Source organism: Rugosimonospora acidiphila, from assembly GCF_039543385.1.
GTDB classification, from domain to species: Bacteria; Actinomycetota; Actinomycetes; order Mycobacteriales; family Micromonosporaceae; genus Rugosimonospora; species Rugosimonospora acidiphila.
Genome location: NZ_BAABJQ010000003.1, coordinates 280,104 through 304,062, shown reverse-complemented (window position 1 = coordinate 304,062; position 23,959 = coordinate 280,104). Strand labels below are relative to the sequence as shown.

The window sequence follows — 23,959 nt, the reverse complement described above, 5'->3', positions numbered from 1 at the left end:
TCCACCGCCAGCCGCCCGGTTCCGGTCTCGGCGCCATCGTGAGAGGGTGGCCGGATGCGAATCTTGCGTACCCCCGAGGACCGGTTCGCCACGCTGCCCGGCTTCGATCGGCCCCCGCGCTACGCCGAGGTCGGCGGAGCCCGGATGGCCTACGTCGAGGCCGGGCCCGCCGACGGCCCGCCGGTCCTGTTGCTGCACGGCGAGCCGAGCTGGTCGTTCCTGTACCGGCGGGTGATGGACGTGCTCGCCGACGCCGGACTGCGCGCGATCGCCCCGGACCTGATCGGGTTCGGCCGCTCCGACAAGCCGGCCGAGATCGCCGACCACAGCTACGCGCGGCACGTCGAGTGGGTGCGCGCGCTCGCCTTCGACGCGCTGGACCTGCGCGGGGTGACCCTGGTCGGGCAGGACTGGGGCGGGCTGATCGGCCTGCGGCTGGTCGCCGAGCACCCGGACCGCTTCGCCCGGGTGGTCGCCGCGAACACCGGCCTGCCCACCGGCGACCAGAAAATGCCGCCGGTGTGGTGGCAGTTCCGCGAGACGGCCACCACGGCGCCGAAGCTGAGCGTGTCGAGGCTGGTGCAGGCCGGCTGCCGCACCGCACTGCCCGACGAGGTACTCGCGGCCTATGACGCCCCGTTCCCGGACGAGAGCTACCTGGCCGCGGTGCGAGCCATGCCCCTGCTGGTGCCGACCGCCCCGGACGATCCGGCGGCACCCGCGAACCGGGCCGCGTGGCAGCGGCTGTCCACATTGGACAAGCCGTTTCTCGTCGCGTTCAGCGACCAGGATCCGATCACCGGTGCGATGGCGCCGGTGCTGATCCGCGCGATGGCGGGCGCGGCCGGCATCGACCACCCCACGCTCCACGGCGCCGGCCACTTCCTTCAGGAGGACGCGGGCACCCGGCTCGGCGAGATCGTCGCGGACTTCGTCGCGCATCACGGCGCCGGCTGATCCGGCGGCCGTGCGGCCTGCCCGTTCAGTTGCTGTTCCCGAAGGGCCAACGGCGCCCGACCGCGACATGCGGGATGATGCCCACGCCAAATCGCGATCGCCGGCCCGCTGGCGCTGAACGATCCGGCGACGGCGTTGATCGCCTGCGGGAATAGGCCACCGAGGTCGTGCAGCACGATGTAGGTCAGCAGGGCCGGAGGTTCATGCTCGTCCGCGGCCGCTCAGTCGAGGCAGAATTCGTTTCCCTCGATGTCCTGCATCACGAGGCACGACTCGTTGTCCTCGTCGGCAGGCAGCAGCCGCACGCGTACCGCACCGAGCGGGACCAGTCGCGCGCATTCCGCCTCCAGTGCGGCCACGCGCTCTTGACCCACGAGCCCGGTGCCGACCCGCACGTCAAGGTGCAGCCGATTCTTGACGACCTTGCCTTCGGGAACGCGCTGGAAGAACAGCCGCGGGCCCACACCCGAGGGATCCATGCACACGAACGCCGAACCCTGCTTCTCAGCCGGCAACGCGTGATCGAAATCGTCCCACGTAGCAAACCCCTCCGGTGGCGGCGGCACGACGTACCCCAACACCTCGCACCAGAAACGAGCGACGCGCTCGGGCTCTGCGCAGTCGAAGGTGACTTGGACCTGCCTGACCGACGCCATCGGTACACCATAGAGGGATCTCTTCGATCGTCTCCACAGGCCCGCTGGTGTCGTGCGTGAAGACCACCACGCGGCGAGGGACGCGCCGCAGTTCGTGCAGACCCGCGATCGGGTCCTGCCGGTGATGGATGGTGGCAAAGGCCATCGCCGCGTCGAAGGACTGCTCTTCGAACGGAAGGCTCTCCGCCGCGGCCGCCACGCACGGCGCCGCGCCTGCGGGGCGCTGCTCACGCATGAGCGCCGACGGCTCCACCGCGGTGACGTCACGGTCGGCGGGCTCGTAGGAGCCGGTACCAGCCCCGACATTCAATAACGTCCGCGCGTCACCGGGCGCAGCCCAGACCCTTGCGGCGATCCGCCGCAGGCACCTTCACACCACAATGGTCCGCCACCAGGGCGTGACCCTGGCGTTCGCCATGGTCGTCGTGTGCCGTTCGAGAATTCGGGGATCGGCGCAGCCCGGGGGCGGCGTGAGCCCGTCGGGCGTCGCACGATCCTGTGCGACCCCGACGGGCTCGGCCGTGTCGGTCACCGCCGACACCCGGCGTCGCACGGGCGTCAGGCGGAAACGGTGTTCAGCCCTGCTCGCGTACGCCCTTCAGTGCCGTGCCCCAGGAGATGACCTGGTCGAAGACCGTGTTGAGGCCGGCCACGTGCTGCTCGGTCGGCTTGAAGTCGTAAAAGTTCTCGAAGTCCCGGTAGGAGTCGAGTGTCACCTGGGCGCGTACGGTAGCGACCTGCAACTCGGCCAGGATCAGACGGAGCGCCTCGACGGCCCGGATGCCGCTGGCCGCGCCGTAGCTCACGAAGCCGGCGGCCTTGTTGTTCCACTCGACGTGCAGGTAGTCGAGCGCGTTCTTCAGCGCGCCCGGCACCGAGTGGTTGTACTCCGGCGTCACGATGACGTATGCGTCGAACGACGCGACCTTCGCCGCCCAGTCCTTGGTGTGCTGGTTCGCGTACTGCCCGGCGAGCGGCGGCAGCGGCGCGTCCAGCAGGGGCAGGTTCTGCTCGGCGATGTCGACCAGCTCGAACTCGGCGTCGGTGCGCTGATCGGCGATCGTGCGGACCCAGTTGGCGACGACAGCGCCGACCCGGTTGGGACGGGTACTGCCGAGAATGATGGCAATCTTGAGCATTGTGAGTCCTTCTCAGTTTGTTGGTAGCGAGGGGTGCCATGGCATGGACGCACGCAACGGGATCCCCGGAAACCCCAGCCGGATCAGCACCTGCCCGGGGCCGGCCCGGCCAGGTCAGCTCCTGAAATACGGCCGCCTGCCGCGGCTGGCCGAACGACGCCGTGCCCGACCGGAGTTCATTTCTACACCCTTATCTCGTGCTACGATCTAACCCCCTTTCGTACGATACGCACACCAGCCGGCCTTGCCCGTTACTTTTCCTCGACCGCGAAGAGTCCCGGAGGTGAAGCTCCGATGGCCGCGCGGTTCCGGCGGGAGGCGCCCAGGGCGATCGAGGCGCTTGTGCTGGGCACCCCGGAGGCCCACGACCGGGCCCTCTCACCGCGGTTGCCGGCCAGCTACCCGGCCCGGCACCTCACCGGCGCGATCCGCTGTCGACCGGGGGCCCAGGTCTGCGAAGATCACTGCCGTGGCGAACGACGACGAGGACAAACTGGGCATCGACGACCTCATCCCCGCTGCCGGCGGCGAGTGGCATGGGCTGCTGTTCGACAACCCCACTCTGCGGCTGCCGCCGTGCCTGACGTGGTCGCTCGAATTTCCCTTCAAGGACGTGGCACGCGGGGGTGATGCCAGCCCGGTCAGCGTCAGTGTGGAGTGGCTTCCCATCCCGGCAGACAGTTGGCGCCGCGTCGCCGGTCACCACCTGAGCAGCGCTACCTTCGGGGAACCGGCCGAAGCCACCGTCTACTACTACCTGCACCGCCGCTTCCAGAGCGTCGACGTGCGGCTGACGGACCAGGACAACCGTTCACTGCGGGCCGTGGCCGCGTTGTCCGGCGACATCGATGGTCTCGGCATCGACCCGGTGCGCGCCGACGCCTGGCTCACCTTCACCGGGATAACCGTGTCACTGCACGACGTGAACTCGCCCGAGATGGCATTGACCCGCCTGCGCCAGTTCACCGACACCACCGGGCTGACGATCGGCCCGGACAGCCGCACCGCGGGGCTGCGGTTCCTCGCGACGCCGCGCTAATCGCCGCGTCGTCACGCCGGGGCCAGCTGGAAGCTGTAGCTGCCGGTGCCGGCGGTGTCGGACCACACCATGATGAGGTACCGGGTGCCCGGCTTGAGGCTGGTGAGCGAGGTACCCGAGCAGGTACTCAGCGGCGAGTAGATCTGGGGTTCCGGTCCGTCCTCGGTGATGCCCATGGTGAAGTCGCATGAATCGCCGGGAATGATGCGCGCCGCGGTGGTGGTGGGGGTGAAGACGTACACGTCCAGCTGTCCGGGTTTGGTGATCGTCCCGGTGCCGGCCAGCCCGTCGGGACCACCGACGCGGTCGCCGACGGCGACCGGTACCCGTTGGGGTTTGATGGTGACGAAGCGGAAACTGTAGTCGCCGCCGGTGGTCTGTGCGGACACCGAGAGGAAATAGGAGTCGTCGCCAATGAGCCGGAAGGCGTTGCTGTTTCCTGGGAAGGTACTGCCGTCCGTGGCGGGGGTACCGTCCTGGTGCACGAGCGAGATGGTGATTCCGCCCGGCTGGGTGTTGAGGCCGGCATCGGGCTTGACGTCGAAGAGCCGGACCTCGGTGGCGACGCCGAGATCGACCAGCGAGTAGCGGCGGGTCTCACCGGCGGCCAGGTGGCCGCTGACGCGGTCACCGTCCCGTACCGTGCCGGCGGGGCTTGCCGGTGCGCCGGAGGAGGACCCGCCCGGGGTGGGTCCGCCCGAGGATGGCACGGGCGTGGCGGAAGCGGCGGCCCCGGTCGTGCTCTGTGCCGTCAGCGCGGCAACCGCGAACTCCGCGCTCCCGGTGTTCGCCAGGTCGATCGCGCAGGCGTGGAGCGAGTCCGGGTCGGTGACGCCGACCTTCCGGCACAGATCCTCGGCCCAGCCCTGTCGGGGCACCGAATCCGGGTACCGGGCGGGGGCGCTTCGATCCGTGTACGTCTCGGTGTCGGTGCCCGGCGGGTAGGTGAACAGCGACGTCTGGGCGGTGACCCGGAGGCTGTCGGCGTACCTGGGGTAGAGGGCGTCGAAGGTCGGGTCCACGATGGGAGCGCCGCCGCCGACCCGGATGTCGTTGGCCTTGTTGCCGTCGAAGTCGCCGAACAGGCCGGTGAGCTTGCCGGCTCGGGCGGGCGCGGGCCAGACGTTGACCGACAGGGTGGAGAATCCGCCGATCACGATGAGCCGCGTGCCGTCCGCCCAGTCCAGGGTCACCTGGTTGCCGGGGCTGAAGGTCAGGTTGCCGCCGTGCGGAAGCCGGCGGGACTGTGCCGGCTGCTCGGCGCCGTTGACCAGCACGGTGAAGGTCCCGTTGTCGATCCTGGCCTCGACCCGGTCGCCACCGACGTCGGCGGCCACGGCGGTGTTCATGGACACGTGCCGGGCGCCCTCGACGGCGCGCTGGCGTACCTGGATCTGGAGCGCGTTCGCCCCGCTGGCGGAGCGGTCGAGGGCGGCGACGAACTCCCCGTCGGCCTGGAAGTCGAAGCGCCGGCCGTCGAACGTGACGATGTGGGGATCGCCGCTGGAGCCCGCGGGTGGGGCCGAGGGCTGTTGCGGCGGGCAGCCGTTCTCGGCCGTGCAGATCGGGTCATCGGGCTTGGGCGGCCGGCACTGACCGACCGGAACCTCGTGATCGCCGTACGTCGTGCGGATCGGACGGCCCATGATGGCACGATGCTTGTTCTCGGCCTGCGTGGCGTGGACCTCGGCGGTGGAGATGCCGGTGTGCGTGCCGTCCGCGGTGACGCACTCGTGCAGGTCAAGCGGTCCCTTGGTGTCCTCGTAGGCGTGGTAGAGCTCGTGGTAGAGCTCCTCACAGGGATCGTGAGCCACACCATCCTGGAACGTCGCGTGGTCGTCGGGGTTCCAGTAGACGATGATGGCGCCGAATGCCTTCTGTTCGCCATTGCTGCCGACGGAGCGGTTGATGCCGACGCTGACGTTCGCGGCGTCCAGGGTCGGGAGGATGTCGGAGGTGTCGCCGCCGTAGCTTCGGAAGCTCTTCATGCAGGGGCCCGCGGCGTCGGCGATGGACTGATCAGCGAAGGTGATTTTGGCGTGTGCCGCGGGCGCCACCGGACCGAGCACGGCCACGGTCACGGCGAGCAGGGCCAGCGCCGTGCCCGCCGCGGCCGGCCGCCGGCGGCGCAGCAGGAGCACCACCACCGCGGCGACGCCGAGCCCGGCGATGACTCCCCCGACCCAGATTGTCCAACGTGGACCTGATCCGGAATCGGCGGGCCCACCGATCGCCTGCGCCCGACCGCACATCGGCGTGCCGTTGGCCGCCTCGACGGGCGCCTGATAGACGACGTCGAGCCGGAGCGGCTTGGCGGGATCGACCGGGTACAGCGAACCCGCGGTGAGCTGCGGCGTCCAGCTCACGGTCTGCAGCGCCACGCCCGTCGGGCCGGCCGGCACCACCGGCAGGGGCAGGTCGACCGAACCGCCGGGCGGCACGGTACGCAGGTCCGCCCGCAGCTGGTAGCCCAGATCGTCGTCGAACGACGGCAGCGTGGCGACCGGCTCGACCACGGCACCGTTCTGCGTGACCCGCGACAGGGTGATTGTTCCCAGCGCGTTGGCCACGACCGCGCACGGTTCGGTGCCACGGTTGGTGACCGTGACCACCGGCGACCGGACGTTGTCGGCCCGGATCGCGAGTTCGGGACCGGTCCCCCGCGCCTGGGCGGTGGTCGGCATTCCCAGCAGCATGGCAACGGCCGCGGTCAACACCACAATGGCGCGCATCCGCACGGGGCTCACCCTTCACCGGGGTACTCGTGGTCAACGCCATTATGCGGACGGGGCGCACGCCTTCCGGCCGCCATGCACGCGCCCTGCCTGCGCGGATTCCGGGCGCTGCCACCGAGTCACGCGGCGTTCATCAACGTTTCGTCGAGCCGACGTGTCCGGCGCTTCGAGGGATGCCCGGGGCGGTTGTCCGTTCCGGTGGCCAACCGGGCTAATGGTTCGCCGCTGCGCGGCACCGGCCTCGTTGGAGGCTCTCCGGGCCGTCAGGGGGTTACCGTGCGCTTGCCGGCCGCCGGGCTGTCGGGGTCGATGCCGAAGCTGATGATACGGCGTGGGTGGATCCGGATGATGGGTCCGTCCAGGCGGGCCTCGGAGTCGGCCGGGGCGACAATCGCCTCGGCGTCGCCACGGATCTCCAGGCAGCGGACGGTCCAGGGATTGAGCGAGGCGATGTCGTCGACGACAAACGCGACCTTCGAACCGGCGGCCACGTTGCGGAACTTCTGACTCTGACCCATGTTGTGCCCGCCGATGTCGATGGTCTGCAGTCGTTCGTTGTAGCCGAAGCCGACCGGACTGTTCTGCGGGGTGCCGTCCGGCCGTACCGTGGCCAGCCGGCCAAGGCGCTGCTCGCGCAGGTAGGCCAGTTCCCGTTCGGTGAAGACCGCCACTGATCGCTCCGTTCGGCTCTGTCGACAGGACTCGACAACGTTAGCGCGCGAGGTCCACCGCTCAGGATCGTGTGGCGTCTTGCGCGTCAGCATCGCCTGGCCTCCGCTCGGCTGACCGCGAACAGCGGTAGCCTCCGGAATCATGAGCTGGCTTCCCGACGACTTCGTCCACCCCGTTCACGTTCCGCTGCCCGGCGGCACACATCATCTGCGGCCGATCAGCGAGGCCGATACCGCGCTGGACTATCCGGCGGTGATGGGCTCCCGCGAACGGCTGTGGGACATCTTCGGCCCGGCCTGGGGTTGGCCCCAGGAGACGATGTCCTACGAAGAGGACCGGGTGGACCTCCTGCGGCACGAGGAGGAGATAGCCGCCCACCGGTCCTTCAACTACGCGCTGTTCGATACGGCGGAGACCGCCCTTCTCGGCTGCGTCTACATCGACCCGCCCGAGCGAGCCGGCTCGGATGGCGAAATTTCCTGGTGGGTGGTGGACAACTTGCTCGGCGGCGAGGTGGAGCGCACGCTGGACACGCTGGTGCCACAGTGGATCGCCGCCGATTGGCCGTTTCGGCGGCCCCGGTTCCTCGGCCGTGACATCTCCTGGCGGGACTGGTTGGCCCTGCCTCAACATCCCTGACGGGCCGCTGCGTCTCCGGAAGCCGAGACGACTCCGGGCCGGTCAATCAGGGACATCTCGGCCAGCCGTAATCCGCGCGCAGAGCGTTCTGCAACTCCTCGTTGTAGTACTCGAATTCGGGCTCCACGACAAACATCAGGGCGGAGTACCAATGAGACCGGGGGTTCTCCAGCGCGACCGGGTCGACGGCCCGGAACGCGTCTTCGATCCGAATGCGGGCGCCCTGCGGGTCCAAGGACTCGTCCCCACCCTCCCATTCGGGATCGAAATAGGGAAGCTGTGACTCATAGATGTACATGAAGTGGACGTAATTCCGGAACGAGGCGCTGAGGAGGTAGATGTCACCGTCCTGGGGCAGGCAGAAGACCTTCCCGGTGCCCGGGTCGAGTACGACGCTGTCGTCGCTCATGTCGCACAGATTGATCCAGCGATCGGCCCCGGGAGGAACGGGATCATAACGCTCGTCGAGCTTCCATTGATGGTCCTCCCGCTCCCCCATGATGCTGAAACTATCCCCGACCGCCCAGTACAGGCCGAACATGGGGTTTCTGCCGACGGGGAGCCCCAGCGTGCCCATCACGTCTCTGGTGTCGGGGTCCGCGATTTCCGCCAGCCGGCTCTCCGGGACGGAGATCAGCTGGTCCGGACCGTAGACGGCCTCAAGTGACCGGCGGCTGAGCTCAAAGAGATCGTGCATCCGATTCTTCTACCACAGGCGAAGTGAGCCCAAGCCCATCGGCCGGCGCCGACCGGGCCTCCTCGGGTGGGGTCCGCTCAGTTCACGGCCGTTCGCTCTGGTGACGCCACCCAAGTGCGCCGATGCATGTCAGCGCCAGAGTGAATGGGCCGAATGTTGCCGGGAAATCGTTGTCGCTGGTGTCCCACGCCCAAACCATCATGCCCACAAGTACAACCACCACCGGCCGACTTCATCGCCCGAACCAGACCGTGGGTGCTCGGAGCCGCCGCGCTCTGACCCACGGTGGCGCAACGCCCGCGTCTTGGGTTTGCCCCGCCGCCGGACCGGCCGATCCGGCGGCGGGCGCCCTTCAGTTGGTGACCACGAGGTGGTCGAGGTTGAACCAGCCGGTATCAGACGGCAGGTATGCGACGGTGATGTCGTTGGTCCCTGCCTTGAGCTGCAGCTTGATCGTCGCGTCGGCCCAGGTGTTCCAGCTCCCGGTCAGCGGCAGCGAAATCTGTTGCGCAGCGGCGCCGTTGACGGAGACTGTCGCGGTCCTGGTTTGCTTCGGGCCGTCCGGGCCCGCGGCGTACCGAAGGTCCAGCGTGTAGGTCCCGTCCGCCGCGACGCTGAACTGTTGGGTGACGCTGGGACCCGAGGAGGTGAAGCAGGCAACGAATCCCGAGCCGGTGTAGCCCGGATGGTCGGTGGCAAGGCATGCTCCGCCGCCCATGGTCCCGTTCTCCGCCTCGCATGCCTGACCGAGGCCGCATGGCATCGTCAGGTCGACCGCGTCTTGCGCGGTGACCCGCCCCCCGGTCGAGATCGCTGTGGCGGTGCCGGTGAGTCGATAACTCACCTGCGGAGCCGTGGCGGGTACCACCACGGTGAAGTTAGCCGTGGTTGTCCCGCCCGGCGGTAGGTCAAGGACGGGCAGACACGTGCTCCCCTGCGCCAGACCGCAACTCACGTGCAGCTGCGAGGCGGACGTCGGGTCGTCCGCGGAGACGGCGAGCGACGTCTGGACGAGGGCGTCGTCCAGGCCGCTGCCATTCGTGAACGTGACGGGGATCTGGTAGGTGCCACCAGCCGTCAGCTGCGCCGGCGCGTTCACGGTGACGGTCTGCGGGTCGGTCCAGGACAAGTAGACCCCGAACGCGTCGTGCGCCGACTGGAAGGTGAGCGGCACGGTGACCGAGCCGCCGGACGCGCTCATGGTCTGGTTGAAGACCACCGGCCGCGAGTACAGCGGTGCCTTGTCGGGGATCCGGTAGACGGTGACGTGTACCTCGCCCTGCCTCACGAGCCAGGGAACCGACGAGAGCCCGTTGAAGGTTACGGATGCGGCACCCGTGTATCCGTCGGAGTCTCCGACGATCGCGACAGCTCGCTGCTGCGAGGCATCCTTCGCCGCTGAGATCGCCGTGGTGCCGACCTCACCGGAGGTGGATACCAGCGAACCGGTCAGGTCGGCGTAGGTGCGAAGCGCCCACCAGTTTCCGGTTGGCGCCCATCCGGTGGCCGCGTGGCTGAGCAGCCCGGTCATGTTGGGGATCATGCAGCACTGCCAGTTGCCGCGCATGGCGTTGGTGTAGTTGGACTGCGCGAAGCGGGCGACGTACCAGGCGGTGACGCCCGCGGACTGCCGATCGGCGGGCTGATACTCGTTCGCCGACAACGGGATGGGCTTCAGTCCGACGGCCGTCGCGTCACTTTCGATGGCCCGTCCCACGGTGACCGGGTCGTCGACGTCACCCTCATCGTGGTTGGAAATCATGTCTGGCACCGTGTTAGCCGCCTTGACGTGCGCGAACCAGGTCTGCCATTCCTGCGGCATCCGCTGTGGTGTGAAGGCGAAGGAGGGGCCGACGATCGTCGCGTTGGGCGCGAGCCGCCGGATCTCCTGGTACGCGGTGTCCCACATCTGGAAGTACTGCGGGGTGTTGACCCCGGGCGCCCAGAAGATGGAGAGATCCGGCTCGTTCCAGATGTCGAAGGCGAAGTTGATTCCGGAGTCCTTCACCGCGTTGACGGTGGTGTCGATAAAGGTGATCCAGTTTGAGCAGTCGCCGTTGATGCACGGCCACATCGTGCTCGCGGGCGCGCCACCGGTCGACCCGAACAGATCGCTGACCAGAAGTTGGTACTGGAAGCCTTTGCCCGACACCTGCTGCAGGCGCTTGGCCTGCGCGATGATCGAGGCGATGTCCGCCTTGGTGGCGTCGCCGTACTGATATTTGTCCTTGATCCAGCCGCCCGAGAACCAGCCACCGCCACGGAAGGCGTTGATGTGCAGGGGTTGCAGGTACTGGTCGGCGGGTTGGGTGCCGTCCTGGCTGACACCGTAGAGAATGCCCTCGCCGACTCCGGTTGCCGGCCCGGTCGTGGAGGCGAGATTCACGCTCAGCGACTTCACGTCCGTCGGGCTGGCCGCGGCCGAACTCTGCGCGGCCGCCAGCAGCGGTGCCGCGAGCGCCAGGGCCATCCCGGATGCCAGGGCTAGGCGGCCGAGGCTCGATCTCGTTCTCATCTGGTCTTCACTCCTGCTCCTTAGATGAGGTTGGGTGGGCACGACGAGGTCGCGCGGTGCGGCCTCGACCTGGCCGCCACCGCGGGGACGCGTGTGCGGGCAGGGGCTTTGGGGCGCCAGTGGCGCGGGTGTCCGGCAAGCGGTGTTGGTGTTGGGCGTCGCGCGGCAGGGCTGAGGTGTCGGCTGGAGTGCCGCGGCCGGATCACGGTGCCGGCGAGGTTGTTCCAGGGTCCGGCGAGCACCGCCGTTGGGCGGTCGTGAGGTGTCTGCGACGGCGGTGGGTCACGGACTGGCATCAGGCGTCGTTCGACAGCGGTGATCGACCCGACGGACCGGCCGCTATCGTTCGTGCGTGGTCCGGCGGGTTGAGCGTGCGCGGCGTCGGTGGTTCGGTGGCCGGCCGTAGAAACCGTCGCGCGTCTGGGCCGGGCGGCGAACCCGGACGCGAGCCGCCGCTTCCCGCGCGTCAGGTAGCGCGGACGCGCAGCGGCGTCACCGTGACGGGTCTACTACGGCAGCGGCTTTCGCGGGGTGCCTGTTCATGCGCTCTCCTGGGGGTGTGCGGCGCGCGGGGGTAGTTGGTTCACCGGGCGGGTGGTACGGGTCCGGTGCTGGCTCGCAGCGAGATCGGTGGGCTGAGCAGCAGGTGGCGGGGTGACGTGTCGGGTGTGGCGATGCGTTCGCGCAGCAGCTCGACGGCGTGCGCGCCCATCTGCGTGGCAGGCACGTCGGCGGAGGTCAACGGCGGGCGGAAGTCTTCGGCCCAGTGCCGGGCCGCGACTCCAGCGATGGAGAAGTCTTTCGGTACCGTGCGTCCGGCGCGCTCCAGCCCTCGGCCGATGCCCGGCAGCGCCGCCTCGTTGAGGGTCGCGATGGCGGTCACCTCTGGTCGGGTGACCAGAAGCCGCTGGACGCATTGCTCACCGGCGGCCGCGTCGTCGGCGCAGCACACGTCGGTGCCGGACAGGCCCCGTTCGGCCACCGCGGTGTTGAAGCCCGCCAGCGCCCGGTGCCCGGGCCCGTATCCGGCGGCGACCAGCTCGGCCGACCGGTTGACCAGGGCGACGTGCCGGTGACCGAGGTCGGCGAGGTGATGCACGCAGCGGCCGATCAGGGTGGCGTAGTCGACATCGACCCAGCAGGTGTCGTCCGCGTGTGCGGTGCGGCCGATGGTGACGAACGGCAGCCTGGTCTGCTGCAGGCGGGCGACCCGCGCGTCTTCCAGACGGATCTCCATGAGGATCACGCCATCGACCCGGCGGCCGGTGATCATGCGCTCGAAGGATCGGTCGTGGTCGCCGCCCGAGGGCGACAGCAGCACATCCAGGTCGGCCTCCGCGGCCGCCTCAACCACGCTGGCTACGAATCCCAGCTGCATATCGGTCAACCGCTGGGCGGCCGGCGGAATGACCAGGCCGAGTACGCGGGTGCGGCCTTCCTTCAGCGCCCGGGCGCTGGCGTTGGGCCGGTAGTCCAGCTCATCGATCACCTGCTGGACGCGCCTGCGGGTCGGCTCCGATACCGTCCGCCTGCCGCTCAGCACGTACGACACCGTGCTGCGCGACACCCCGGCCTGGCGGGCGATCTCCCCGATGTTCATGACGCGGCTCCCTCATCACATCGGTTCGCGGACCTGGGTCGCGGCAGGCATTCTCCCCGACCGGGGACGTCGATGCCGACTCAGTGTCGAACCGGTTCGCTCGGAGCGTACGGCGGCCGAAACGTCGATGTCAACGATGAGCCCTCGATGTCACGAGCACACACGCCCGAGCCCGTTCACCCCATTGACCTTGGCACCCGGCGCGGCCTACTGTTCGGCGAATCGATTCGGCGAATCGATTCGACACGGCAGTCAGTCCTCGCCATCCTGCCCGGACCCGTCCGCAGCCGGCCGGTCCGCAGCCGGCCGGTCGGCAACCGTCCGCTCCGCGCAACGCCCTTCGAGAGGCTCACATGAATAGGTCACCTGTCCGGCGCCCCGCCGCCGGTAGCCTCGCTGCCTGCCGGACTGGTTCCGGGCCGTTCACCGAGCCGGTGAACCCCCACGTCGTCACCCGCTAGCCACCTTTCCGAGAGGACTGTCCGTTCATGCCCCTCGCCCGCACGGGTCCGGTGTTCGACATCCGTGAGATCCCCTTCAGCTTCACCGGCTCCTGGTTCAACGTCTCACCGGTCATCGCCGAAAAGGTGTACGCGGACGACCTGCACCTCGTGTCCCACCAGACCGGCCTGCACCCGGTACTGCGCCTGCGCCCCATGCTGGACGGCGACGCCGTCGCCACCACCGTGGTGGTCCGACCCAGCCACCTGACCTGGCAGCACGACATCGGACGCATCGAGGCCGCCTACGAACGCGCCGACACGCTGCGCATCCGCGGCACCGGCCTCGGACTGGCCCTGCTCGCGGCCCAACCAGAACTGACCCCGTTCAGCGGCCCCTACCTGTTCCGCGATCCGGTCGACGGCGCCCACATCATCACCCTCTACGAGACCGGCCGCCGCTACCGGATCACCATCCTGTCCGGCGCACCGCGCCAGGTTCTTGGCGAGGAGTCCCTGCGCACCGCGGCCCGCGGCGTCATCATGGACGAGTCGGCCCCCTGGGAGATCGCCGTCGAAGAATTCGACGCCGCCCGCCCCCCGTACACCGCGTCGATGGACTTCCCGTCGGCGGTCGCCGCCGCACGGGACCAGTTCGACACCTTCCTGGAGGCCGTCGCCGGATGGCGCAGCCCACAGACCCCGGCCGCGGACCTGGCCGCCTATGTTCTGTGGTCGGCCACCGTCAGCCCGGCCGGCATGCTTGGCCGCACCGCGGTACTGATGTCCAAGCACTGGATGGACAAGGTCTGGAGCTGGGACCACTGCTTCAACGCCATCGCGCTGGCCGCCGGCGCACCGCGGCTAGCCTGGGACCAGTTCCTACTGCCGTTTGACCATCAGGACAGCGCCGGCGGGCTGCCCGACTCGGTGGCCCACTCGGAGGTGCTGTACAACTTCGTCAAACCACCCATCCACGGATGGGCGCTGCGGAGAATCCGTTCCCACACCGCTCGCGACCTCGGCCGCGATGCGCTTTTGGCGCTGTACCAACAGCTGCGTCACTGGACCAACTTCTGGCTGACCACACGCCGGGCCCCCGGACACGACCTCCCCCACTACCACCACGGCAATGACAGCGGCTGGGACAACGCAACCACCTTCGACCCGGCCCACGTCATCGAATCCGTCGACCTCGCCGCCTTCCTCATCCTGCAACTGCACGAGCTCGCCTCGCTCGCCACCGAACTCGGCGACCCCACAGCGGCCCACGACTGGACCGCGACGGCACGGCAGCTGACCCGGGCCGTGCTGGCCGCCTGGAACGGTGACGCCTTCCACACCACCGCCGCGCACACCGGTCAGACCTGGACCAGCGGCAGTCTGCTGAACCTCATGCCAATCGTGTTGGCCGACCTGCTACCGGCCGAAATCCGCACCGTCATGGTCGAACGCATCGGCCGGCACCTCACCGAATACGGTCTGGCCACCGAACTGCCCGACAGCCCAGACTACGAAGCCGACGGATACTGGCGCGGCCCGATCTGGGCTCCTTCGACCGTGCTCATCGAAGACGGGCTGCGCCGAGCAGGCCACGTCGACCTCGCCGACGAGATCAGCCGACGCTTCCGGGGATTGTGCGAAAACTCCGGCTTCGCCGAAAACTTCGACGCCAAAACCGGTGCCGGGCTACGAGACCGCGCCTACACCTGGACAGCCAGCAGCTATCTGATCCTCGCCGCCGCATACGAGCACCGCCGCCACACGAACATCGCTTCGCCGACGGGACTGCCTCATCAGGCCATCGAGCCCACGGGTAGCCATCAGCGAGTCTGACCTCGACGTGCGACGACTCCTCCAGCCGCTCGCGCGCTCGTTCCGGCCGACCCCCCAGTGAGCCGCGACGCCCAGGTGCCGCAACGCCTCGGACTCGGTCGGCTGGTCGCCGACCCGCGCCGCCAACTGGCAGGCGCGCTCCAACTCCGGCGATGTGATCAGCGACCGATCCCACCACGCCGCATCAGGCCCGGACGTAGCGGACCCGTAGTCGGGCCGTAGCGCCGTCCAGCAGGCTGACGCCGCCCAGCTTGTTGGTCCGGCTCTGCCGGCCAACGGAGGCGGCTACCATCGCGGCTACTCACCGCCAGGTCCAACGGACGCAGCGTCCACGACCGCGAGGAGAACCGCGTGCGGAAGAACGCGACGGCCGTCCTCACCGCGCCGGGGCTTCACGGTCGGGTCACGGCCGCACGCCCTCCCGGCCCGGCGGCTGCGGGTCGACCCGGCCGCGGTCTGGAGACCCGCGGGTCGAGGCGTCCTTGTGGTACCTGGTGACCGGCGAAGTCCTGTGGGGCTCGCCCGTAGTTGTTCCATAGCGAACCCGTAGTCGGCCCGTGTTTAGTAGGCGCCGAGCAGCGCGTTGACCTTGGCCCCGATACCGTCGGAAGCGGCGGGACGGCGCGGCGATGACCGACTCGTACCTACTAGGAGAATTCCCGTGGCACTCAATCTGCATGGCGGGCCCAGCCGCCCGTCTTCGCGCCGGTCTTTACCGAAGTTCGGTGAACGCCGCGGCGACGCGCGCCTGCGGACGCAACTCATCGAGTATCGCGGGGTCTAGGTCTCGGCGACGCACCACCTGTCGCCCGGGTCCCGGCGCAGCCGTGCCGCGGCGAGCAGCGGGTGAGCCGGTGCACAGTGACGTGGCCAATCTCGACACCTGCGCTCAAGCAGGCGTTCCTCCACGTCGCGATAGGACTACCCGAAAGCGCGAATACCAGCGGATCGCGACACGATCGGCTCGGACCGTGAACCGGAACCCGGCGATCACCGAACTCGGCGGCAACCACACACGCACGCGAGTCGACGATGTCACCACCCGCGCTCGGCTTGCCGGCGCTCAACGCAACAGTGCCGAACACGGGCTAGCCGTCCTAGCGATTCGTGAGAGCACCAGCCGATTCCAGAGGACACAATGAGTCAACCACCATACGAGAACCAACTACCACCCCCGCCGGGTGCTCCCGGGCAGTACGGGCCACCAACGCAGTACGGCCCGCAGGGGCCGCGGCCACAGTACGGCCCACCAACGCAGTACGGGCCGCAAGCACCGCAGGGATCGCGGCCACAGTACGGGCCGCCGACGCAGTACGGACCGCAGGCGCAGCAAGGGCCGCGGCAGGGGTGGGTCGCGCAGCCGACTGCGCCCGGACCCGCACCCGGCACGCCGGGACCTGGCATGCCGGGACCTGGGATACCGGCTCAGCCGGCCGGCCAGCCGAAGGTGAACAGGCGTGCGCTCATCGGCGGCATCGGGGGCGGCGCGGCCGTCGTCCTGGTTGGCGGCATCTTCGGCATCCGCGCGCTGGTCGGCGCCGCGAGCAAGGCATCCGCGAACAACTCGGCGAACGATTACGATCCCAACACCCTGCCGACCGCGGCCGGTGCCAGCGGCGGAATCACCACCGCCGACGTCTCCGCGCTGATCAAAGACCTGAACACGGCGCTGTCCAAGCGCGACAAGGCGGCATTTCTCGCTCGGCATGCGTCGGGCGCCACGGCCACGCAGGCCGGCAGGATGTTCGACAACCTCGGCAAGTTCACGTTCGACAAGCTCGAATACCAGGTGATCGGCGAGGGCGGTCGGGTGTTCAACTCCGGCAACGGGTCAACCGTGAACGTGGACATCGCGCTGGTGCACCAGGTCACCGGGGTGGACGCCACGGAGTTGCCAGAGTGGTACCGGTGGACGGTGTCGCGCCCGACGAGCAGCGCGCCCATCGTTATCACGGCGGTGGCGGGGTCACCCATCATTCTTGGCCAGGGCAAGTACGTCTACTACCCGGCGATCTGGGACAGCCCGAACGACATAGTCGTGGTCGAGCGCCCGAATCTCGTGCTGGCCGCCGAGACGGCGTCCGATGGGAAGATTTTGAGCAAGAACGCGGACGTCTTCGCCGAGGCAATCAAGAACAACAGAACCGGTTGGAGTCAGGCGGGCGGGCAGACCAAGGGGCTCGCGCCTGGCGCCTTCATCGTCGGTACCTCCACTCGCGACAAGTTCTACTACTGGTACTCGGGCAAGGCCAACCAGTACGGGTTCGAGGCCGGTATCACGATCCCCGTGCTCAACGCCGCCAGCATGGACAACATGGGAAGCGGCGCCCCGAAGGTGTACGGGTCCAGGATCGTGCTCGACCTGACCACCTCCTATTTCACCGACGACAGCGGCGAGGACGTGCCCCAGACCCTCGTGCAGCACGAAGACGCGCACAACATCATGTTCAGCGTCATGACGACCGACCAGGCCAGCATGCCGCTGTGGATCGTTGAGGGTTTCGCTGATTTCATGGCCACCAGGACGTACTCGAACCCGGTGCAGAACTACTTGCAGTTGGCGACGCTCAAGCGGTCCGTCTCGTCCGGCGGCGGGTCGTGGGACGGTCACACCTTCCCGTCCAATGCCCAGGTCTATGCCATCGACCCGGTTGACATGGGCGCGGGCTACGCGCTGAGCACCCTGGCGTACTACTACATCGAGCAGAAGTACGGCATGAACAAGGTCATCGCGTTCGCGCAGGGGAACTACCGCGCCAACTCCACCGTCGACGGCACCACGGGAATGGATAACCCGGCAGACATCGCGTCCAGCGTGCTCGGCGTCTCTCTCGACGAGCTGCAGACGGATTGGGCAGCGTTCGTCCATCAGACCATCGGCCGGTAGAAAGCAGGAAGACATCGTGACCTCGCCGACCGGCCCCCAGCATGGACAGGGCTACCCGACGAACGAGGGCTGGCAGACGCCGGGAAGCCCTTATCCGGCCGGAAGTTACCCGCCCCCAGGGGGCAACCAGCCGCCGGCACCACCAGCGCAGTACCAGCAACCGGCGCCCCCGGGGCAGCAGTACCAGCCGGTACCCCCGCAACAGTGGGGATGGGGTGGCCAGCAGGCCCCACCTTCCCAGCCGCAGTTCCAACCGCAGCCGCAGTTCCAACCGCAGCCGCAATTTCAATCCCAGCCGCAGTTCCAGCCCCAGCCCCAGCCCCAGCCCCAGCGGGCGAAACAGAATCACACCCTGCGCAACGTGCTCATCGCCGTGGGGGCGGTCGTCGTGGTCATGCTCGTGGGAGCGGGCGTTCTGCTCCACGCCGCATTCGACCTGAACTCCGGCGGCTCCGTCAAGACGCTCGGGAAGTCCGCGGGGACGATGAAGGTCGCCTGGGCGTTGCCCGTGAATCAGGGCACCGAGGCGATCGAGGGGTTCCACGGCAGTTGGTCCACGCCGAACACGGTGCTTTACGCCCGCGCCGACGGCATCATCGACTACTCACTGAAAAACGGCGCCCAGGTCTGGGGCTGGCAGGTCCCGTCGGGGCAGGTCGGATGCGCGATGAGCGCGAACACGGCCAACGGTGTCGGCGTGCTCGCCTACGGCTCCACGAAGAGCGACTGCGACCAGCTCATCGCCTTCAACGTGGACACGGGCAAGCAGATCTGGTCTCACCCGCTCGACGTGAAGGACCGCACTGAGGACATCCAGCCGTTGGAGGACGACCCCTTCATCTCGCTGGACGGTAACGTCATGGCGGTCGAGACCCCGCAGGCCACGTTCGGGGCGTACGACCTGACGACCGGCAAGCAACTGTGGCACACGCCCGTGAGCACCTCGCTCAGCCAACCGACCTGCATTCCCCAGGGAACGGCGGTTGTCGAGAACACGGTCTATGGGCTGTCCAGCTGTCAACCCGAGAGCGGACCGGAGTACGTCAGCCTCATCGGATACAACGCCCACACGGGCGCCAAGACGTGGACCGGCGACGCCTCAAGTGCCAAGGGCCTGGACGCTGTGATGCTGTGGAGCGATCCCGCCCAAGGGTCTCTCTTCCTGGTCGACTCGGCCTCCGGCGGCCAGAAGACCCTGCTGTCCTACTCCGTGCCCCACGGCTCCGGCCCCACCAAGCCGGTAAGCTTCAAACTCAACGGCTACGACGACGATTCGTTCGACGTCTCGACGGATGCGCAGTATTCGCCGCACGGTTACGCGATCTACGGACACACGCTCTACATCCAGGGAGCCAGCGGCAGGGGCTCGCTCGCCAACAGCCTCAACGCGGTGGATCTGACCACCGGCAACGTGCTGTGGACCCAGTCGATCCCCGACTATTCGATCACGGTCGTCAACGCCGATGCCAGCGGCGTGCACACCATCGTCTCGACCGAGGGGCAGAGCGTGTACCAGTTGGTGACGTTCTCGGCTGCGAGGGGGAGCCGGGCGTACGGCTCCAGCATCAACGATGCCCGGATCTCCTTCCTCGCTCAGGACATGCTCTACCTCCAGGGCGGATACCTGATCAATATGCCGGCGTCGATCGGCGCGGCCAACCCGGAGTTGTTCGTCCTGACGGGCGCCAAAACCTCCTGACCGGCTGGCATCCCCTGAAGCGGCGTTTGCCGCGTGGGCCGGCGGACCTTCGGGTTCGCCGGCCCACGCGCCACACAGAGGTGCGGTGCGCTCGACTGGCCGAGCAACTCGGGGGTCTGGTCGGCTAGCTCGGAGTGCCCGGGCCGGTCGGGGCTTCGGTGAGAAGGTGCATCCTGCCCGCGGCGATGTCGAAGTAGCCGCCCACGAGTTCGAGGTCGCCGCGGCGTACCCGGTCGTCGATCGCGGGCAGCGTGCGCAGGTGGTCGAGTTGTTGCAGGACGTTGGCCTGGCACAGCAGATCCAGCTCGTCGCGGCTGCCAGCGGCGGTGGCACGCATCCGTTCTACGCTGGGCTGGCCGTGGCGCAGCCAGCCGCGCAGGTGAGGCAGGTCGTCCGCGGTGCCGGGGCGTAGCAGCGCGGCCATGGCTCCGCAGCCGGAGTGCCCACACACCGTGATGGTGCGTACCGGCAGCTTGGCCACGGCGTATTCGATGGCCGCGATCGTCGAGTCGGGCTCGGTGGTGCTGGCCGGCACCAGGTTGCCCACGTTGCGCACGGTGAAAAGGTCGCCGGGCCCGCTCGCGGTGATGAGGTTGGGCACCAGACGGGAGTCCGCGCAGGTGAGGAACAGGTGAACCGGGCGCTGCCCGGTTCGGGCGAGCGTGGCCAGCAGTGGCCGTACCTGTGGGGCCAGCCGCCGGTGGAATTCGCGGGTACCGTCCTCCAACAGGCGCCGGGCCGCGATGCGGGCATCACGCGGTCGAGCCGGGTCCGTCGCTGCCGTGGTGGCGGACCACGATTGGGCGAAGGCGAGCTGGGGCACGGGTTTCCGGGCGGGTACGGTCCGACCCGCCATGGCGTCTCCGTACCACTGGTGGTGCAGCTCGTTGATCGTCACCACGCCGCCGGAGCGTTCGCGGTCGGCCCGCCAGTCATCGACCGCGACGATCCCGGAGTGATCCATGTAGTCGATGTTGAGTCGCAGCTCCACCTCGCCTCCGTCGGGGAGCTTGCTGAGGGCGCGGTGCAGTGCGGGAACGCTGAGCAGCGTGAGAGATCCGCCGACCGACACCAGCCATCCGCCTTCCTCGCGCGGCTGCACCTCGACGGTGACGTGCGCGAGCCGGCGTACGGTCAGCGCGAGCGCGAACGCCATGCCGATGAGTACGCCCTGGAACAGGCCCCACCCGATGACGCCGCAGGCCGTCGCCGCGTAGGCGAGCAGTTCGCCGTGGCGTCGGGCGCTGCGCAGGTGCCTCACATTCACCATCTGCAGGCCGATGAACACGAGCACCGCGGCGAGCGCGGCGAGTGGGATCAGCTCGATCGCCGAGGCCGCGACGCCGACCACGAGCAGCACCCACACACCGTGCAGGATCGCGGAGGCGCGGGTGCGGGCGCCCGCGGCGACGTTGGTGCTGCTCCGAACGATGACACCGGCGACGGGCAGGCCGCCGAGCAGACCGGCTACCACGTTCGCGGCGCCCTGGCCGGCCAGTTCCCGGTTGAGGTTGGCGCGGGGACCGCGATGCAGTCGGTCCACCGCGACCGCGCACAGCAGGGATTCGACGCCGGCGACCAGCGCGAGGGAGCCGACCGCGCCCAGTATGCCGAACCAGTCACCCTGCGGCAGCCGCGGGAAGGCGAACGCGTCGAGCGGCGCATCGGGCAGGTCCACCCGCGCGATGTTCGAGTCGAGCACGACCGCGAGCACGGTACCGGCGGCCACGGCCACCAGCGGCGCGGGTACGGTGCGCAGCCGGCGCGGCAGCCGTGGCCAGGAGATCAGTACGGCGACCGTGAGGCCACCGACCACGGCCGAGGGAAGGTGACCGGCCACCAGTTGCCCGGGCAGCTCCAGCAGATTGTCCAGGGCCGAGCTGTGCGGCTGGCCGCCGAGCACAATGTGCAGCTGAGAAAGCGCGATGACCACGCCGACCCCGGCGAGCATGCCGTGGATGACGTTGGGAGACACCGCCAGCGCGGCGCGGGCCACCCGGAACAGCCCGAGTAGCAACTGCAGGACACCGGCCGCGGCGACGATGGTGCAGGTGGCTGCCCAGCCATAGGTCTGCACGAGCCCGGCCACGATGACGGTCAGCCCGGCGGCTGGCCCGCTGACCTGCACCGCCGATCCGCCGAGCGCCCCGGCGACGATGCCGCCCACGATCGCGCTGATGAGACCGGCAATCAGCGGTGCCCCGGAGGCCACCGCGATGCCGAGGGAGAGCGGGACCGCGATCAGCATGACGATCACCGATGCGACCAGGTCGTCGCGCCAGGCGGACGGCCGACGCCGAGCCGGACCGGCGGGTGTTGGTGCGTCGGCGGGTGTTGGTGTTTCTGCGGGCTGAGGTGTTCCGGCGGATCGTCGGGCGTCGGTGTCCGAAGTGGAGTGTGACATTACGAATCGTGGGGAGTACCGCATAGACATGCCTCTCGCGTACGTTCCCTGCGGTGCCGTGGAGAACGCATACGGTAGCAGCGGATTGTTGGAGAACAGCCTTGTACGCCCGAGGATGTCGGCTTATGGACGTAGGGGTGGCAATGAGTCGGATTCGTCTTCATTCGCCGAGGCTGGGATCGCGTCCCGACCTGCCGGTGGGCAGCTTGATTCGGACGGTGGCGCCGTGTCCAGACCCCGGGGATTCCACGGCGATGGAACCGGCGTGCGCGGTGACGATGGCCCGGCTGATGGTCAGGCCGACCCCGGATCCCTGGTCGTCATGTTGGCGTGAGGAGTGCGCCCGATAGAACCGTTCGAACAGGTACGGGAGGTGTTCGGGCGGAATCCCCTCGCCGGTGTCCCGGATCGTGATCTCCGTGGTGGCCGGCCCGGTTGCGGTGTCGATGGCAACCTGGCCGCCCGGTGGGGTGTGCCGCAGGGCGTTGTTCAGCACGTTGATCAGCACCTGGCCGATGCGCGCCGGGTCGGCGTTCACCGGAGTGTCCGGGGCGCCCGCGACGCGCAGGGTGACACCCTTGGCGGAGTAGGCCGGGCGCAGCGATTCGGCGGCGCTCTCGATGATCTCGACGACGGGGGTCGGCCGGATCGCGAGTGCCAGGCGGTGTTCGTCCGCGGCCGAGACGGCGTTGATGTCGTCAGCGAGCCGGACCAGCTTCTGGAGTTGACCGCGCAGGATCGCGATGGTGGGCGCGTCGGCGGTCTCGATGCCGTCGCAGATGGCCTCGAGGTAGCCGTCGATGGCGGCCAGCGGGGTGCGCATCTCATGGGCGAGATCGGTCAGCATGCGGCGACGCGTCGCTTCGGTGTTCTGAATCTTGGTGGCCAGACCGTTGATGGTGCCGGCCAGCGTGTGCACCTCCCTGCTGGCCCGACCGGGTACCAGGCGGGCAGCGTAGTCTCCGTGGGCGAGGCGCGCCGAGGTGGCGGCCATGGCGGTGATCGTTCGGCTGACCGGGCGGGTGATGAGCAGGCTCAGCCCGACCGTCAGGACGGCGGCGATCGCGGTGGCGAGCAGGACCTCGAGCAGGTTGGCGATGTGGAAGGCCTGTTCGGCGCGGTCGAGCAGGCCCGGCGGAAGCGCTTGGTCCTGCTCTATGTGGTCGCGAAACAGTGGCGGGCCGGCGACCGTGGCCACCGTCCAGGTCACGGCGAGCGCGGCGGCGATCAGCACCAGGTTGCCGACAACCAGCCGCGTGCGCAGCGTGGCGGGCGGCTGGCGCGGAGGGGCCGCGGTCATTGCCCGGTCCCGATCCGATAACCGGCACCGCGCACCGTACGAACAAAGCGGGGTGAGGCGGCGTCGTCGCCGAGCTTGCGGCGCAGGTTGCGGATGTGCACGTCGACCATTCGCTCGTCCCCGCCCCAGCCGGTACCCCAGACGGCGTCGATGAGCTGGCGGCGGGACAGGACCGCGCGCGGGTTCGCGGCGAGGGTGGCGATCAGATCGAACTCCGTGGGGGTCAGAGTGACCGGCTGGCCGTCGAGGTGGATCTCGCGGGCGGCCCGGTCCACCCGCAGCGGACCGACGCGCAGGGCATCGTCGTCGTCGGGTCGATCCGGGCGACGCGGCCGGCGCAGCATCGCCCTGACTCTCGCGACGAGTTCCCGGTGGCTGAACGGCTTGGTCAGGTAGTCGTCGGCGCCGACCGCGAGGCCAACGAGCTTGTCGACCTCGTCGTCGCGGGCGGTCAGCATGATGATGTAGCAGTCGCTGAACCGGCGCAACTGCCGGGCGACCTCGAGACCGTCGAGCCTCGGCAGCCCGATGTCCAGGATCACCACGTCGGGCGCGGAGTTGCGGGCCTGCGCCACCGCCTCGACGCCGTCGGGGGCATGCTCCACGGCGAAGTCTTCCCGTTCCAGGTACTTCACGACGAGCCGCGCGAGGAGCGGGTCGTCTTCCACGACCAGTACCCGCGCGGCGCGTTCTCCCCTGTCCATCAGCAGATTGTCGCTGACCCGGGCCAGCCTTCATCGCTTC

Annotated in this window: 17 protein-coding genes and 1 pseudogene; 6 read left to right on the top strand and 12 right to left on the bottom strand. The window is 68.8% G+C overall.

Translation table 11 applies throughout. The annotated features are described in order from the left end of the window. The first annotated feature begins 54 nt into the window (after window positions 1–54). On the top strand, window positions 55–957 hold the full coding sequence (locus ABEA87_RS06600; protein WP_345627023.1) for a haloalkane dehalogenase: 903 nt from the start codon (window positions 55–57) through the stop codon (window positions 955–957). A gap of 221 nt (window positions 958–1,178) precedes the next feature. Here ABEA87_RS06600 and ABEA87_RS06595 read toward each other — a convergent pair whose 3' ends face one another. From ABEA87_RS06595 to ABEA87_RS06580, 4 genes and pseudogenes are all read right to left on the bottom strand, one after another. Continuing rightward, on the bottom strand, window positions 1,179–1,613 hold the full coding sequence (locus ABEA87_RS06595) for a VOC family protein (protein WP_345627021.1): 435 nt from the start codon (window positions 1,611–1,613) through the stop codon (window positions 1,179–1,181). A gap of 49 nt (window positions 1,614–1,662) precedes the next feature. Beyond that, window positions 1,663–1,971: pseudogene (locus ABEA87_RS06590) on the bottom strand (class I SAM-dependent methyltransferase); the annotation flags it as partial. Between the two features lie 12 nt (window positions 1,972–1,983). Continuing rightward, window positions 1,984–2,145: a hypothetical protein gene (locus ABEA87_RS06585; protein ID WP_345627019.1), complete on the bottom strand. Its 162-nt coding sequence runs from the start codon at window positions 2,143–2,145 to the stop codon at window positions 1,984–1,986. A 43-nt stretch (window positions 2,146–2,188) separates the two neighbouring features. Continuing rightward, window positions 2,189–2,752, bottom strand: a complete 564-nt coding sequence (locus ABEA87_RS06580) for an NADPH-dependent FMN reductase (protein WP_345627017.1) — start codon at window positions 2,750–2,752, stop codon at window positions 2,189–2,191. Between the two features lie 469 nt (window positions 2,753–3,221). On the opposite strand from ABEA87_RS06580, the gene ABEA87_RS06575 reads away from it, so the two are divergent. Then, window positions 3,222–3,791 (top strand): hypothetical protein, encoded by a 570-nt coding sequence (locus tag ABEA87_RS06575; RefSeq protein WP_345627016.1) that lies wholly within the window; start codon window positions 3,222–3,224, stop codon window positions 3,789–3,791. A gap of 11 nt (window positions 3,792–3,802) precedes the next feature. On the opposite strand, the gene ABEA87_RS06570 is transcribed toward ABEA87_RS06575, so the two are convergent. Together ABEA87_RS06570 and ABEA87_RS06565 are read right to left on the bottom strand one after the other, a co-directional pair. After that, on the bottom strand, window positions 3,803–6,523 hold the full coding sequence (locus ABEA87_RS06570) for a VWD domain-containing protein (RefSeq protein WP_345627014.1): 2,721 nt from the start codon (window positions 6,521–6,523) through the stop codon (window positions 3,803–3,805). A gap of 266 nt (window positions 6,524–6,789) precedes the next feature. Continuing rightward, the gene (locus ABEA87_RS06565; RefSeq protein ID WP_345627012.1) at window positions 6,790–7,197 is read right to left on the bottom strand and encodes a PPOX class F420-dependent oxidoreductase; all 408 of its coding nucleotides are present in this window, start codon (window positions 7,195–7,197) and stop codon (window positions 6,790–6,792) included. 142 nt (window positions 7,198–7,339) lie between these two features. Between ABEA87_RS06565 and ABEA87_RS06560 the strand changes: the two genes are divergently transcribed. Next, window positions 7,340–7,837, top strand: a complete 498-nt coding sequence (locus tag ABEA87_RS06560; protein WP_345627011.1) for a GNAT family N-acetyltransferase — start codon at window positions 7,340–7,342, stop codon at window positions 7,835–7,837. Between the two features lie 46 nt (window positions 7,838–7,883). Here ABEA87_RS06560 and ABEA87_RS06555 read toward each other — a convergent pair whose 3' ends face one another. The 3 genes from ABEA87_RS06555 to ABEA87_RS06545 all read right to left on the bottom strand — a co-directional run bounded on the left by ABEA87_RS06555 (window position 7,884) and on the right by ABEA87_RS06545 (window position 12,649). Next, on the bottom strand, window positions 7,884–8,534 hold the full coding sequence (locus tag ABEA87_RS06555) for an SUKH-4 family immunity protein (protein ID WP_345627010.1): 651 nt from the start codon (window positions 8,532–8,534) through the stop codon (window positions 7,884–7,886). A 352-nt stretch (window positions 8,535–8,886) separates the two neighbouring features. Beyond that, on the bottom strand, window positions 8,887–11,091 hold the full coding sequence (locus ABEA87_RS06550) for a CBM35 domain-containing protein (RefSeq protein ID WP_345627009.1): 2,205 nt from the start codon (window positions 11,089–11,091) through the stop codon (window positions 8,887–8,889). A gap of 541 nt (window positions 11,092–11,632) precedes the next feature. Further along, a complete protein-coding gene (locus ABEA87_RS06545; protein ID WP_345627008.1) occupies window positions 11,633–12,649 on the bottom strand; it encodes a LacI family DNA-binding transcriptional regulator in 1,017 nt (338 codons plus the stop codon). 488 nt (window positions 12,650–13,137) lie between these two features. Between ABEA87_RS06545 and ABEA87_RS06540 the strand changes: the two genes are divergently transcribed. The 3 genes from ABEA87_RS06540 to ABEA87_RS06530 all read left to right on the top strand — a co-directional run bounded on the left by ABEA87_RS06540 (window position 13,138) and on the right by ABEA87_RS06530 (window position 19,511). Next, on the top strand, window positions 13,138–14,925 hold the full coding sequence (locus tag ABEA87_RS06540; protein ID WP_345627007.1) for an amylo-alpha-1,6-glucosidase: 1,788 nt from the start codon (window positions 13,138–13,140) through the stop codon (window positions 14,923–14,925). A gap of 1,447 nt (window positions 14,926–16,372) precedes the next feature. Further along, window positions 16,373–17,812 carry a hypothetical protein gene (locus ABEA87_RS06535; protein WP_345627006.1) on the top strand — a complete coding sequence of 480 codons (1,440 nt, stop codon included), beginning with the start codon at window positions 16,373–16,375 and terminating at the stop codon, window positions 17,810–17,812. Between the two features lie 16 nt (window positions 17,813–17,828). After that, complete coding sequence (locus tag ABEA87_RS06530) at window positions 17,829–19,511, top strand: outer membrane protein assembly factor BamB family protein (RefSeq protein ID WP_345627004.1); 1,683 nt, start codon at window positions 17,829–17,831, stop codon at window positions 19,509–19,511. A gap of 124 nt (window positions 19,512–19,635) precedes the next feature. On the opposite strand, the gene ABEA87_RS06525 is transcribed toward ABEA87_RS06530, so the two are convergent. The 3 genes from ABEA87_RS06525 to ABEA87_RS06515 all read right to left on the bottom strand — a co-directional run bounded on the left by ABEA87_RS06525 (window position 19,636) and on the right by ABEA87_RS06515 (window position 23,919). Then, complete coding sequence (locus ABEA87_RS06525; protein WP_345627002.1) at window positions 19,636–21,915, bottom strand: bifunctional SulP family inorganic anion transporter/carbonic anhydrase; 2,280 nt, start codon at window positions 21,913–21,915, stop codon at window positions 19,636–19,638. 160 nt (window positions 21,916–22,075) lie between these two features. Further along, window positions 22,076–23,215, bottom strand: coding sequence for a sensor histidine kinase (locus ABEA87_RS06520; protein ID WP_345627000.1), 1,140 nt, complete (start codon window positions 23,213–23,215; stop codon window positions 22,076–22,078). Beyond that, the gene (locus tag ABEA87_RS06515) at window positions 23,212–23,919 is read right to left on the bottom strand and encodes a response regulator transcription factor (RefSeq protein ID WP_345626998.1); all 708 of its coding nucleotides are present in this window, start codon (window positions 23,917–23,919) and stop codon (window positions 23,212–23,214) included. The genes ABEA87_RS06520 and ABEA87_RS06515 overlap by 4 nt, the downstream gene beginning before the upstream one ends. Window positions 23,920–23,959 lie beyond the last annotated feature (40 nt).

Excerpts from the sequence above, each read along its gene's own strand:
- ABEA87_RS06600 (WP_345627023.1), top strand. The coding sequence starts at position 55 with ATGCGAATCTTGCGTACCCCCGAGGACCGGTTCGCCACGCTGCCCGGC.
- ABEA87_RS06595 (WP_345627021.1), bottom strand. The coding sequence starts at position 1,613 with ATGGCGTCGGTCAGGCAGGTCCAAGTCACCTTCGACTGCGCAGAGCCC.
- ABEA87_RS06580 (WP_345627017.1), bottom strand. The coding sequence starts at position 2,752 with ATGCTCAAGATTGCCATCATTCTCGGCAGTACCCGTCCCAACCGGGTC.
- ABEA87_RS06570 (WP_345627014.1), bottom strand. The coding sequence starts at position 6,523 with ATGCGCGCCATTGTGGTGTTGACCGCGGCCGTTGCCATGCTGCTGGGA.
- ABEA87_RS06560 (WP_345627011.1), top strand. The coding sequence starts at position 7,340 with ATGAGCTGGCTTCCCGACGACTTCGTCCACCCCGTTCACGTTCCGCTG.
- ABEA87_RS06555 (WP_345627010.1), bottom strand. The coding sequence starts at position 8,534 with ATGCACGATCTCTTTGAGCTCAGCCGCCGGTCACTTGAGGCCGTCTAC.
- ABEA87_RS06545 (WP_345627008.1), bottom strand. The coding sequence starts at position 12,649 with ATGAACATCGGGGAGATCGCCCGCCAGGCCGGGGTGTCGCGCAGCACG.
- ABEA87_RS06540 (WP_345627007.1), top strand. The coding sequence starts at position 13,138 with ATGCCCCTCGCCCGCACGGGTCCGGTGTTCGACATCCGTGAGATCCCC.
- ABEA87_RS06525 (WP_345627002.1), bottom strand. The coding sequence starts at position 21,915 with ATGTCACACTCCACTTCGGACACCGACGCCCGACGATCCGCCGGAACA.
- ABEA87_RS06520 (WP_345627000.1), bottom strand. The coding sequence starts at position 23,215 with ATGACCGCGGCCCCTCCGCGCCAGCCGCCCGCCACGCTGCGCACGCGG.
- ABEA87_RS06515 (WP_345626998.1), bottom strand. The coding sequence starts at position 23,919 with ATGGACAGGGGAGAACGCGCCGCGCGGGTACTGGTCGTGGAAGACGAC.